The organism is Streptomyces sp. NPDC096013 (genome assembly GCF_044763565.1).
GTDB lineage: Bacteria > Actinomycetota > Actinomycetes > Streptomycetales > Streptomycetaceae > Streptomyces.
In genome coordinates, this window is sequence record NZ_JBIWGK010000019.1 from 1 (window position 1) to 12939 (window position 12939).

General features: G+C 68.1%; 9 protein-coding genes. 4 read left to right on the forward strand and 5 right to left on the reverse strand.

Annotated features, from left to right (window positions below; genetic code table 11):
* Nucleotides 1-125: 125 nt before the first annotated feature.
* Nucleotides 126-1655 (reverse strand): PQQ-binding-like beta-propeller repeat protein, encoded by a 1530-nt coding sequence (locus ACIRB1_RS39925; protein WP_352182173.1) that lies wholly within the window; start codon nt 1653-1655, stop codon nt 126-128.
* A gap of 126 nt (nt 1656-1781) precedes the next feature.
* Nucleotides 1782-3284, reverse strand: coding sequence for a type VII secretion integral membrane protein EccD (eccD, locus tag ACIRB1_RS39930; protein WP_352182174.1), 1503 nt, complete (start codon nt 3282-3284; stop codon nt 1782-1784).
* Nucleotides 3285-3534: 250 nt separating this feature from the next.
* Between eccD and eccCa the strand changes: the two genes are divergently transcribed.
* The 4 genes from eccCa (at nt 3535) to ACIRB1_RS39950 (ending at nt 10763) form a co-directional block, all read left to right on the forward strand.
* Entirely contained in the window at nt 3535-7500 is a 3966-nt protein-coding gene (eccCa, locus tag ACIRB1_RS39935) for a type VII secretion protein EccCa (protein WP_352182175.1), read from the forward strand.
* Nucleotides 7501-7693: 193 nt separating this feature from the next.
* Nucleotides 7694-8140, forward strand: coding sequence for a hypothetical protein (locus ACIRB1_RS39940; protein ID WP_352182176.1), 447 nt, complete (start codon nt 7694-7696; stop codon nt 8138-8140).
* The gene (locus ACIRB1_RS39945; protein WP_352182177.1) at nt 8140-10209 is read left to right on the forward strand and encodes a DUF6571 family protein; all 2070 of its coding nucleotides are present in this window, start codon (nt 8140-8142) and stop codon (nt 10207-10209) included. The genes ACIRB1_RS39940 and ACIRB1_RS39945 overlap by 1 nt, the downstream gene beginning before the upstream one ends.
* A 50-nt stretch (nt 10210-10259) precedes the next feature.
* A complete protein-coding gene (locus tag ACIRB1_RS39950; protein ID WP_352182430.1) occupies nt 10260-10763 on the forward strand; it encodes a hypothetical protein in 504 nt (167 codons plus the stop codon).
* Between the two features lie 115 nt (nt 10764-10878).
* Here ACIRB1_RS39950 and ACIRB1_RS39955 read toward each other — a convergent pair whose 3' ends face one another.
* The 3 genes from ACIRB1_RS39955 to ACIRB1_RS39965 all read right to left on the reverse strand — a co-directional run bounded on the left by ACIRB1_RS39955 (nt 10879) and on the right by ACIRB1_RS39965 (nt 12839).
* A complete protein-coding gene (locus ACIRB1_RS39955) occupies nt 10879-11184 on the reverse strand; it encodes a WXG100 family type VII secretion target (RefSeq protein WP_266773114.1) in 306 nt (101 codons plus the stop codon).
* A 64-nt stretch (nt 11185-11248) separates the two neighbouring features.
* Nucleotides 11249-11587 (reverse strand): WXG100 family type VII secretion target, encoded by a 339-nt coding sequence (locus ACIRB1_RS39960; protein ID WP_266773112.1) that lies wholly within the window; start codon nt 11585-11587, stop codon nt 11249-11251.
* 97 nt (nt 11588-11684) lie between these two features.
* Entirely contained in the window at nt 11685-12839 is a 1155-nt protein-coding gene (locus ACIRB1_RS39965; RefSeq protein WP_352182178.1) for a S8 family serine peptidase, read from the reverse strand.
* Nucleotides 12840-12939: the final 100 nt, after the last annotated feature.

Here is a 12939-nt window from a genome sequence, read left to right on the forward strand (position 1 = left end):
GGGGGGGGGGGGGGGGTTGTGGGGGGGGGGGGGGGGGGGGGGGTCGCTGATTTGTTCTACCGCGGGGGGGGGGGGGCGGCGGGGGGCGCCCCCCCCCCCCCTCATGCCTGCGCTGCCCGGCACCGTCACCGCTTCGTGGCGCTGCTCCCGATGCCCAGGACCAGCCAGGTCCACGCCTTGCCGCTGCTGGGGCCGTCCGCCGCGTGGGCCGCAAAGAAGAGTCGACCGTCCTGGACGACGATGTCGTTCTCGTCGAGGGTCGTGAGGGTGTCGGCGTCCTGCGGCACCCCGAAGTAGAGGTAAGGGGTCTCCTTGCCGGTCTTCGGGTCGAGGCTGACGAGTGCCGACGGCGAGATGTGGTCGTCGCTCATCCGCAGCGCGAGGAGCCGGCTGCCGCTCACGTCCAGCGGGTACAGCAGGGAGTCGGGCCCGGACTCGAACTTCTCCGTCGTCTTCCCGGTCGCCAGGTCGAAGCCGATGATCCAGTTCGAGTTGTGCGGGGCGCCCGCCTCCTTGCTCCGGACGAAGACCTGGCCGAGTCCGACGGCGATGGTCTGGCAGTCGTCGATCACCAGGTAGTCGACCTGGTCGGAGCAGTCACCGAGGTAGTTGCCGCTGGTCAGGCCGATCGTGGCGCGCACCCTGCCCCGGTCGTCCAGGGAGAGCAGTTCGGTGAGGCCCGTCTCCCCCGCCGACACGGCCACGACGGGAGGATCGCTCGACGGCAGTTCGAGATCCCGGAGGCCCTTGGTCCCGGCGTACGTCCACTTCTCCTTGCCGGTACCGGGATCGACCCCGCGCACCTTGTAGGTGATGGTCTGCCACGAGGCGGAGGTCTGGCTGTCGTCCCAGCATTCGAGCCGGACGAGCAGGGCGCGTCCGCCCGCCGCCCCCATGTCCTGGCACGAACCGGACTCCGTCGTACGCCAGGTCCGCTCGCCGGAGTCCATGTCGTACGCGTCCGTGCCGCCGCCCCAGGTGACGGCCACGGTGGCGTGGGCCAGGGTGACGCTCGGGGTGTCCTGGACGGCGCCGTCCGTCGGGGTGGTGCCCTGCTCGTCGCCGATCGTGGAGACGGGGAACTCGTGCTCCCAGATCTGCTTGCCGTCGTCGAGGTCGAAGAAGGCGACGTGGTTGCAGAGGGATGCCTTGTCCTTGCTGTCCCTGAAGACCACGGCCGTACGGTTCTCGCCGGTCACATGACGGGTGTAGCCGCAGATCGGGCCGGCCAGGCGGAGTTTCCAGACCTCGTCGCCCGGTACGGCGTCGGTGCCCGTCCTGAAGCCGACCAGCGTCTGGTTGATGCCCTTGGCGAGGATCCTGCCCGTGGCCCAGGTGCCCGGCATCTCGGTGTGCTCGCCGGCCTTCGCATCGTCGATCGAGAAACGGAATGCCATGTCGCCGGTGGTGGTGGCGGGCTTCCTCTCGACCGTGTCCCTGACGTCGAGGCGTCCCCCGCCGACCGCGGGGGCGTTGCCGGCCGTCGGCTGCTTCTTGTCGTCGCTCCGGGCGGCCAGCAGACCGGCTGTGCCCACGGCCGCCACGAGAACGACCGCGAGCAGCCCGAGCAGCCTGTTGCGGCGGCGCTTCTTCTGCTGGTCGTTCCGGGTGAGGACGGAGTGCGTGTACGGAGAGGGGGGTGGGCCGAAGCTCACGCGGGCGAATCCTTTCGGCGCCTTGTCACAACGGTGTACGTCGTCGTGCGTCTGGTTCTCGCCGCCTGTCGCGGGCGACCGGCACCGGACAGGCCGATACCCGTGCCGGTGCCAGTGGTGGGCGGGTCAGCTCGTCAACGACCGGACCGTCGCGTACACGTCGAAGACGGCGAGGGCCAGCGGCACCAGCGTCAGCAGGACGAAGCCCTCGGCGATCTCCAGGAAGCGCCCCCAGAACGGGGTGAGTCCGCTGCGCGGGACGATCAGGCCGATCGCCGTCACGAGGGCGGTGGCCGCCGCGATCGCCGCGACGAGCCAGACCGTACGGATGTCGAGGCCGCTGCGGTCTCCGCTGAGCGCGTGGCCGACCAGGGAGTGCGGCGGCTTGAGCGCCAGGCCCAGGCCGAGCAGCACGAGGGAGCTGAGTCCGGCGGCCAGGACGGGCGCGACCTGGGCGGTGTAGCGGAAGAGGTGGGCGCGCATCAGCAGCGCGACCCCGGTCGCGAGGGCGAGCAGCTGAGCCCAGACGTCGTGGGAGAAACCGAGGACCGCCGTGGCCCCGACGGCGGTGACCGCGCAGCCGCCGACGAGGCCGACGAGGAGTTCGTGACCGCGGCGTGCCTGGGCCGCCACCCGTTCGGTGTCGACCGCTTCCTGGGCGACGGGCTCGGCGCCGTACGCGCTGCGCGGGGTGGTGTTCGGGGGTTCGAAGCCGATCGGCAGGCGGGCGAAGCGCATCGAGAGGGACGGTAGGAAGGCCAGCGCGCCGACCGCGACCGGGGCGCACAGCGCGGCGATCTCGGACGGCGTCCAGTGGGCCCGGATCGCGACGAACGAGACGATCAGGCCGACGGCGGACGCGAAGACGAGGGCGACGAAGGGCGCGTCCCCACCGGGTGAGCACAGGGTGAGAACGACCGCGGCCACCAGCACGGCCGCGCAGGCGAGGAGGAACTGCAGCTTGCCGATCCCCTGGCCGTCGGTGAGCGGCAGCAGGCCCGAGCCGGCCACCCCGATGTTCGGCAGGGCGCCGAGGCCCAGCGCGATGGCCGAGGCCCGGTCGTCGTAGACGCGGGCGCGGACGCACGCCAGGACGACCAGCAGGATGCCGACGACGGCGGCGAGGATGCCGGGCAGGCTCTGCATGTCGTGGCGCGGGTCGGCGGTCCAGGCGACGAACGCGAGCAGGGCGGGCAGCACACCGCCGCCGACGAGACCGGCCGCGCGGGTCAACTCGCCGCCCCACAGCGTGTGTTCGCGGGTCACGGCGGCCGAGACCGCCTCGGACACGTCGTCGAACACGGCCGGCGGGAGCGACTCGGAGAAGGGGCGCAGGGTGAGGAGTTCGCCGTCGAGGATGCGCTGGGCGGCGAACGTGCGGGAGCTGTCGAGGACCGTGCCGTCCCGGCGCACCAGGTGATATCCGACCGGGGCGCCGTCGGCGGGGCGCTGCCGGGAGAGCCTGAGGATCTCCGGATAGATGTCGGCGACCGGGATGTCGTCGGGCAGTGCCACGTCGATCCTGCTGTCGGGCGCGACGATCGTGACCCGGCAGAAACCCAGGCCCGGGCCGGTGCCGACAGGGGCTCCGGTACCGGGCCCGCCCGCCGCGGATGCCGTGATGCTCACCTGCTGCTCCCCCTCGATGATGATTCTGCGTCTGCGTTGTGAAGGTGTCGCGCGGGGCGTTCCGCGCACCTTCACATCGCGCTGAATGCCCTGTTTTTCCAGGCTGGTTCGCGTGTGCTCGCGCGAACATCCGGCACCCTACCGCTCACCCGTCTGCCGCGAAGTCAGTAGGATCGCGCGGCGGCCTGCGTCCGCCTGACACGGGGTGGCGGACGGTAGTCCCGGGGCCGCGCAAGGGAATTGGTGAGCAGTGAGCCACATCGTCGTGAAGCGCCCGCCTCGCGCGCTGCCGTCCGAGGTGCCCACGGACGAGATCGTCCTGCAGCCTCCGCCCGAGTTGCCTCGGGGACATCAGGAGAGCGTTCTGATGCAGTTGCTGCCGACGCTCGGCATGGGCGGCTCGGTGGTGTTCTTCTTCACGAACGGACAGCCGTTCATGAAGATCATGGGCATGGTGATGATCGTATCGACGGTCGCCATGTCCATCGCGATGGTGGTCCGCTTCCGCCGCGGCTCCCAGGGCCAGCTGGCGGACCTGCGCACCGACTATCTGCGCTACCTGGCGCAGACCCGGCGGACCGCCCTGGACACCGCGCGGGTGCAGCGCGACGCGCAGTACTACCTCCACCCCTCCCCCGAGCAGCTGTGGGCACTGGTGGCCGAGGGCAGCCGGGTGTGGGAACGGCGGCCGGGCGACGAGGACTTCGGCCAGGTCCGCATCGGCCTCGGCCGGCAGTCGCTCGCCACTCCGCTCATCGCCCCCGAGACCGGCGGGGTGGAGCAGCTGGAGCCGCTGACCGCGGGCGCGATGCAGCGCTTCCTGTCGGTCCACGGCACCCTTGACGACCTGCCGATGGCGATCTCGCTGCGCGCCTTCTCGTATCTCACGATCAGCGGCGAGCCCGAGTCCGTACGGTCGTCCGCCCGGGCCCTGACCGGCTCGCTGGCCGCGCTGCACTCCCCCGAGGACCTCGTGATCGTGGTCGCGGCGGCCAAGGAGAGCCTGCCGCACTGGGAATGGGCCAAGTGGCTGCCGCACGCACAAGCGCCGGGTGCCATGGACGGCGCGGGCAGCCGTCGGCTGATCGACAGCGACATCCGCGAGCTGGAGAACCTGATCTCCGCCCGGCTGACCGGCAGGCCGCGCTTTCACCCCACCGCGGCACCGCTCCCGGACGAGCCGCACATCGTCGTCGTCCTCGACGGAGTCTCGCTGCCGCCCGACTCGGTCCTGGCCGGCTCCGAGGGCCTGCAAGGCGTGACACTCGTCGATGTCGTCCCCGGCGAGCCGACCGCCGTACGCGGCGAACTCTCCATCGTCGTACAGCCGAAGTCGCTGCATCTGGAGTCCGGTCACGGAGATGTCTACGAAGGGACGCCCGACGCCCTCTCGTACGCGTCCGCCGAGGCGCTCGCGCGGCAGTTGGCGCCGCTGCGGATGGCGTCCGGTGGAGACGACGACCAACCGCTGCTCGCCAACCTGGAGTTCACCGATCTGCTGAACCTCGGTGACGCGGCCTCCGTCGACACCAAGCGCACGTGGCGGCCCCGTTCCCTGGCCGAGCGGCTCCGTGTGCCGATCGGGCTCGGTGAGGACGGCCGGCCCGTGATGCTCGACCTCAAGGAAGCGGCCCAGGAAGGCATGGGCCCGCACGGCCTGTGTGTCGGCGCGACCGGTTCCGGCAAGTCGGAGCTGCTGCGCACGCTGGTCCTCGGCCTCGCGGTGACGCACTCCTCGGAGACGCTGAACTTCGTCCTCGCGGACTTCAAGGGCGGTGCGACCTTCGCCGGAATGGCGCAGATGCCGCATGTGGCGGCCGTGATCACCAACCTCGCCGACGATCTGACGCTGGTCGACCGCATGGGCGACTCCATCCGCGGCGAGCTCAACCGCCGCCAGGAACTCCTGCGCGACGCGGGCAACTACGCCAACATCCACGACTACGAGAAGGCGCGCGCCGCGGGCGCCCCGCTACAGCCGATCCCCTCCCTGGTGCTGGTGATCGACGAGTTCAGCGAACTGCTCACCGCCAAGCCGGACTTCATCGAGATGTTCGTGCAGATCGGCCGGATCGGCCGCTCGCTCGGTGTGCATCTCCTGCTGGCCTCGCAGCGTCTGGAGGAGGGCCGGCTGCGCGGTCTTGAGACCTATCTGTCGTACCGCGTCGGCCTGCGCACCTTCTCGGCGGCCGAGTCACGGGCGGCGCTGGGCGTGCCGGACGCCTACGAACTCCCGAACGTTCCCGGGTCCGGCTTCCTGAAGTACGGCACGGACGAGATGGTGCGGTTCAAGGCCGCCTATGTGTCCGGGACCTACCGCTCGGGCTCCTCGCAGGCCGCGTTCGGCGCCGGTCAACTCCCGGTCGACCGGCGGCCGGTGCTGTTCACAGCGGCCGAGGTGCCGGTGCAGTACACCTCGGTGCCGCAGCAGCGCACCGAGTCCCCGGACGTCGACGACGCCCTCGCCGACACGGTGCTCGACGTCATCGTGCGCCGACTGGAGGCGCAGGGGCCGGCGGCCCATCAGGTGTGGCTGCCGCCGCTGGACAGCCCGCCTTCGCTGGACGGACTCCTGCCCGGCCTCACGGCGGTGCAGGGCCGCGGACTCACCCAGCCCGGATACGAGGGCGCGGGCCGGCTGGTGGTACCGGTCGGGCTGGTCGACAAGCCGTACGAGCAGCGCCGCGACCATCTGTGGGTCGACTTCTCGGGCGCGGCCGGCCATATGCAGATCGTGGGCGGCCCGCAGTCCGGCAAGTCCACCCTCCTGCGATCCCTGATCTGCGCCTTCGCCCTGACCCACACCCCGCACGAAGTCCAGTTCTACGGCCTCGACTTCGGCGGCGGAGGCCTGGCCTCGGTGGCCGGCCTGCCCCACGTGGGCGGTATCGGCTCCCGCCTCGACCCCGAGAAGGTCCGCCGCACCGTCTCCGAGGTCTACGGCGTGATGACGCGCCGCGAGGAGTACTTCCGCGCCGCAGGCATCCCGTCGATCGCGGAGTTCCGGTCCCGTCGGGCGCGCGGCCAGATCTCGGTCGCGGACCAGCCCTGGGGCGACGTCTTCCTCGTCATCGACGGCTGGGGCAACTTCCGCGCGGACTACGAGGGGTTGGAGGCGGCGGTCCTGGACATCGCCGCGCGCGGCCTGGGCTTCGGTATCCACCTGGTCCTCACCGCGTCCAGGTCGATGGAGGTCCGCGCGAACCTCAAGGACCACCTGATGAACCGTCTCGAACTGCGGCTCGGCGACACGATGGACTCCGAGATCGACCGCAAGGTGGCGGTGAACGTCCCGACAGGCGTCCCCGGACGCGGTGTGTCGCCGCAGCGGCTGCACTTCATGGCGGCGGTTCCACGCATCGACGGCCTGGTCTCGGACTCGGACCTGGCTGATGCCACCCAGGCGCTGGCGACCGAGGTGTCCCGGCACTGGGAGGCACCAGGGGCGCCCGAAGTGCGGCTGCTGCCGCGCGAGTTGCCCGCGGCGCAGCTGCCTGCGGGAGACCGTTTCCCGCAGCGCGGTGTCGCGTTCGCCATCGACGAGAACAACCTGGAGCCGGTCTTCGTCGACTTCGAGCAGGACCCGTTCTTCCTCGTCTTCGGCGAGAGCGAGTCGGGCAAGTCGAACCTGCTGCGGCTGCTGATCAAGCAGTTGACGGAGCGGTACACCGGCGACCAGGCGAAGCTCTTCGTCATCGACAACCGGCGCGCCCTGCTGGACGCGACCCCGTCCTCGCACCTCGCCGAGTACATCCCCATGTCCAACGCCATGGACCACCACATGGTCGCCCTGGCGGACCTGATGCGGCGCCGCACTCCGACGGCCGACGTCACGGCCCGGCAGCTCCGCGAACGGAGCTGGTGGCAGGGTCCGACGGTGTACGTCGTCGTGGACGACTACGACCTCGTCTCCACGTCCAGCGGCAACCCGCTGGGCAACCTCACGGAGATGCTGCCGTTCGCCCGTGACGTCGGCGTCCGCTTCATCATCGCCCGCTCCTCGGCGGGCGCGGGGCGTTCCGCGTACGAGCCGTTCATGCAGCGGATGCAGGAACTTGGCGCCCAGGGCGTCGTCCTCGCGGGCGACCCCGGCGAGGGTGACGTCCTGGGCGGGGTACGACCTCGGCCGATGCCTGTGGGGCGAGGGGTGTTCGTGTCACGGAAGCGGGGGAAGCCCTTGGTGCAGACGGGGTTGGTGCCGGAGACGGTGTACTGACCGGCGGCGATGCGCTCGTGACGCCGGTCGCCGGTCGCCGGACGCCGGTGCGAACGTCACGGACGTGAAGACGGCCGGCCTGGGCCGGTCCGGTCCCTTGAACCAAGGCTCCGGACCGGTCTGTTGCTAGGTTGACGGACTGGTCCCGTCCGAAGGGCGGGGTCTTACGGGGACACGGGGAAGGGATCCACACGTGGCATGGGACGAGTGGGAAGAGCTGAAGAGCCAGGCCGCGCAGAAGCAGTCCACGCACATGCGGCTCAATCGGATTCCGGATGACGGCGGCGGCAGCACACCGCAAGGTGATCTGACCGTCAACCACAAGGATCTGGCGGCGATCGGCGACCGGGCGTTCAAGCTCTGGCAGGATCTGGGCCGCTACGGGCGCGACGCCTGGTCGAGCAGCCAGACCGCGGCCTCGGATCTCACGACTCAGGGGTTCAAGCTCGGCGGGGCGCTGGATCACGTACAGCAGCGGTGGGAAGAGCAACTCACCAGTCTGCTCGACGCGTGCGCCCATATCTCCAACCACATGGACTACACCCAAAAGGCTCACCAGGGCGACGAGTTCTATATATCCGGTCAGATCAGCAGTATCTCGACACTGGACAAGGGTTTCAGTGAAGGGACGGGCCACTGATGGACCTCGATACGCTCCGATTCGGGAACTTCGCTTCACTCGGCACGGCCATAGACGACTGGTCCCAGGTGGTGAAACATCTGGAAACCCTCGAGAAGGACGCACGCGAAGGCCTCAAAGGGCTGGCCGACAAAGCCAGTTGGTCCGGTGTCAACGCGACGGTTTCCCGCGAGTTCATCACCAAGACGGCCGGCGAGTTCACCGACGCCCACACCCAGGCGACGACGATCTACAACATTCTCAAGGACACCCACGACGAACTCGTCGGTTATCACGACCAGTTGGTCGAGACGATCTCACGGGGTCTCAAGAAGAACCTCACCGTGATGGACACCGGCAACGGCTCCTTCACCGTCACCATGAACATCCACCCCGACCGTGCCGCGAAGGGAACCACGGTTCCCGAACACAGCCAACAGGACGTGGACGAACTGTGCGAGGACGTCAAACGCCTTCTCAGCAGGGCGACCAACAGCGATGACACCGCCTCCGACGTTCTGCGTGCGATAGCGGACGAGGCCAAGTACGGCTTCTCCGGCGCGGCGTACGAGGACCGGGACTCCGCCGCACAGGCGCTCAAGGATGCCGAGAAATACGCGAACCTCATCAAGACCAAGGGGGACTCCATGTCCCCCGAGGAATTCGACGACCTCAACCGGCAGCTCGCGGGATACAAGAACGATCCCCTGTTTCAGGAGAAGTTCGCCACCACGCTGGGCCCGAAAGGCGTGCTGGACTTCTGGGCGGATCTCTCCGATCCCTCCGACGGAGGCGATCTCCAGCGGGCCCGCCTGGACCAGCTGGGCGATTTCCAGAAGAATCTCGGCCTCACCCTCGCGGGGGCGACACGGTCGGACTCACCTGCCATGCGGCAGTGGGAGGACGACATGGTCAATCTGGCGGACGACCGTATTCAGACCCGCGGGACGCAGGTCTACGGCTTCCAGCTCATGAGCAATCTCATGCGCGTAGGGGACTACGACGACACGTTTCTGGACAGGTACGGAAACGCTCTCGTCGCGACCGAGAAGAAGATGCGGATTCCCGACCACTACTGGAACGGCAGCGGCGGGCCGCCCATGCCCAAGATGAACTTCATCGGCGAGGAGTTCGGCCGGGACCCGATGACCGGCTTCATGACAGCCCTGTCGAACAGCCCCGATGCCGCCACCGCGTTCTTCAACGAGACCCAGCCCCAGGACAACGCGGAATGGGTTCTCAAAGACCGCCCCGCATTCGACGACACACCGCTGAACAATCACGACGGAAATCAGTCGCGCGACGCCACCGGGAACGCGCTCGTCGCCGCGGCGACCGGTGTCAACCCCAATGATCCGCACGCCGTTCCGGTGGACCACAGTGCCGAGAACCGCAGTGTCCTCGACCGGTCGCTGAAGATCATCTCCGGCACGGGTGACGACTTCGCGCCCGAGATGCGGGACGACATGGCGAAAGTGCTGGTGAACTACGGCGACGAGGTACACAACACGGCGAGTTCGCTCGCGGACGATCCCAGTGACCCCCGCCAGCTCGACCGGCACCAGTTGCTGGAAGTGACGAAACAGGTGTCCCGGGACCAGCACGCGTACGGAATCCTCAACGACGGCCTGAACAAGGAGATGGTCCGCGACATTTACACGGACCATCCCAGCGACCCCAAGGAGACCCTGCTCAGAGCCGGGCACACGGTGGGATTCCTGGAAGAGGCCCGCTATCAGGCCCTGGCGACCGACAAGGAGGATCCTTCGTGGAATGCCAAATGGCTCTACCACGGCTTCGGCGGCGCCGTGAACTTCATTCCGGTCGTCGGTGACGCCGCACAGCGCGGGGTCGATGCCCTCGCCTATCAATGGCAGTTGGACGAGCAGGCCCGTATCAACGACGACAACGCACGCCAGAACGGCGAGGTGTTCACCGCACGGGAGAACCAGTTGCAGAAGCTCAGCGACCTGTGGATCGACGCCAATCCGAACCACGGCAACAGCAACAGATACACACTGACCTCCGAGATCAACGGTGCCGCTTTCGACGGCAACGCGCGGGCTCAGGGACTGGCGGGCAACCAGTGATCACACGTGTATCGGGACCTTCGGCGCGGCGCACGGCCGCCGCGGTGACGATGCTTGTCCTGGCCACGGCCGGCTGTACGGACTCGGGCTCACGCGCCTACAGCGTTCCGGACAAGGTCTGCGGAGTGGCCGTCGACTCGGATCTGCTGTCGCCCTTCCTCCCGGACGGACAGAAGCTCACCCAGCGCGCCTACGACGCCGGGCAGGAGAGCCCGCGCTGCCGCCTATCGGTGGACGGCAAACTGGTCGTCTATCTGACGGGCGATGTCGTTCCCGCGGACACCGATCCCGTCAAGGTCCAGGACCGGGCTCTGGTACGCCTCGGCAACCCCGCCTCCGTCGACATCGGTGACAGCGCCAGGGTGGCGGACAACGGAGCCCTGGCGGTGGCCGGGTGCGCGTACAAAGGCCAACAGCGCAAGTTCGTCACGTTGGTGCAACTCGAGAAGCAGGTCCCCGAGAAGACCTCGCAGCGGCGGGATGCGTTGCGCTCGTTCCTGAAGTCCTACTTCCCCGAGGCCATGGCCAAGCAGGGGTGCAAACAAGCGAGTTGAGCCGCGCCTCGGATGAACCCCTGCGGTCCATAACACAAAGGCGGGGTGGGCACCTCCCGTGCGTGCCCACCCCGTCGACTCCGGCCGAACTGTCCTACGCGAAGAAGCGCGCGGCCTACTCGAAGAAGCTGGCGGCCTTCTTGTCGCCGCCGCGGTAGTCGCCGCCGGCCTGGTGCACCTTCTGCGTGATGGACAGCAGCGCCTGGTGGATGGCGCTGGTGTGGCTGTCCCACTCCTTCGACTTCCGCTGGAAGGAGTCGTAGGCGTCACCGGCCCAGCCCTCGGCCGCGTCGTGAACGCCCTTCTTCAGCGCCGTGAGATCGCTCTCCAACTGCTTGGCCAGGTTGCCGAGTTCAGTGGCGAGCGCGTCCAGGGTGCCGTACTTGACGGCAAGATCCTGCAGGTGCGGCGTGCCGGTCATGTTTCCTCATCTCCTTGACGATGTGAGAGGGACCTCGCGGTCCGGGGTGCGACGCTCGGCGCGGTCAGTAGAGGTTGAGCGCCGAGGTCTTCGCACCGGCGTCCACTTCGATGCTGGAGATCGTCGAGTGGAGCTCGTCCTCGAGCTTGTCCTTGTCCTGCTTGGTGAGGTGAATTCCGTTCAGGAAGTCGTCGAGCATGCGGCCGATCCCGGCCATGTGCTCGTTGATCTCGTGCTGCTTGGTCTTGAACGCGTTGGCTCCGAAGCCCGTCCAGTTCGCCTCGATCATGTCGATGCAGCCCTGGAGCTTCTGCAGGTGCTTCTTGACGTTGTCGTACCTGTCGATGACGTTCGTCTGGAGCTTTTGTACATGTGCATCATCAAGCTTGCGGCCGTCAGCCATCTCGGCACTCCCTTTCGCGAGAGAGGTTGGTGTTCCTGGGTGCGCAACACCGAGTGGTGAGGCGCTGGTTGGTCGGGTGAGCGCTATCCGCCGGCTCTCATATGCCTCGCCGCGAACGGGCCACAGCGAAGGCTCCGCCGGCGGCCACGACCACGGCCACCGCCGCTCCGAGAGCGACCCAGAGCGTCGTATCACCGGACGAGCCCGAGCTCGCTCCTGCGGCTGAGGTCTGGCCGCCTGAGGCGGGGGTGGAGGCTTGCGACGAGGGTGCGGCAGAGGGGGAAGGAGCCCCGGTGACGCCGGCCCCGTTCTCCACACCGAGCGGGTCCGAATGAGCCGCGCCAGGGTTGATACCGCTCTGCTCAAGCACCTTCCGGGGACGGATCAAGCCATAACCCAGGTAGTTGCTCGGCTTGTTCTTCGGCCAGTCGCGGCCTGCGGTGTCGGTGAGGGTGCGGAGAACTTGATCAGCCGTCCAGTCGGGGTGGGCGGACCAGATCAGAGCGGCGGAAGCGGAGGTGATGGCGGACGCCATACTGGTGCCTTGCCCATCGCAATACGAACGGAATGTGGCGTCGCACCAAGTCGGCACGTCGAGACCCGGGGCTGCCAGGTCGACATAGTTACCGTACTCCGAAAAGTTCCCGACTTTCCCGCTGCGATCTGCGGCGGACACTCCGACCACAAAGGGATAGGCCGCCGGGTAATCAATGGCGTTCTTCTTGTTCCCGTCATTTCCTACTGCGGCGAACAAGAGCTTTCCCTTTGAATAGGCATACTTAATCGCCGCCTCTTCGTCGGGATAGATATAGGGGCTGCCGATGGACATGTTGATGATTTTGACGTCCGTGTCGGCTGCGGCCCTGACCGCCTTCGCCACGTCTGGAGACTTGAGGAGCTCGTCTCCCTTCATGCCATCCGTCTGGATCCGGTACGGCACAATCTTCGCCCCCGGCGCGAGGCCCTTCAGCCCGCCCCCGGCACCCGTACCGGCGATCAGTTCCGCCATGCTCGTCCCGTGGCCACTGACGTCCTGAGTCGCGTGGTAGGCCACAGCTTTCGGTACCTCGTCGATGAGCACCTGTCCCTTCAGCGAAGAAGTCCCGGGGTTCACCCCCGAGTCGATGACGGCGACTTTCACACCTGTACCGGTGCTCACCTTCCACATCCCGGCGGCGTCCATCACGTCCAAGTACCACTGCTGCGACTGAACGTCGGCGGCAGCCGCGCCCGGAGCCAGCACCGAAGACATGACGGCGAAAGCACCGAGTGCGGCGCACACGGCGGACGCCCTTCGCCCGGCACGTCCCGCGGAAGTCGCGGTCGATCTGCCCCGTCGGCTGGTTCCTGTC

Bases quoted from the DNA above. Each gene is read 5' to 3' on its own strand.
- ACIRB1_RS39945 (WP_352182177.1), top strand. From the start codon at position 8,140: ATGGACCTCGATACGCTCCGATTCGGGAACTTCGCTTCACTCGGCACG.
- ACIRB1_RS39950 (WP_352182430.1), top strand. From the start codon at position 10,260: ATGCTTGTCCTGGCCACGGCCGGCTGTACGGACTCGGGCTCACGCGCC.
- ACIRB1_RS39955 (WP_266773114.1), bottom strand. From the start codon at position 11,184: ATGACCGGCACGCCGCACCTGCAGGATCTTGCCGTCAAGTACGGCACC.
- ACIRB1_RS39960 (WP_266773112.1), bottom strand. From the start codon at position 11,587: ATGGCTGACGGCCGCAAGCTTGATGATGCACATGTACAAAAGCTCCAG.
- ACIRB1_RS39965 (WP_352182178.1), bottom strand. From the start codon at position 12,839: ATGTCTTCGGTGCTGGCTCCGGGCGCGGCTGCCGCCGACGTTCAGTCG.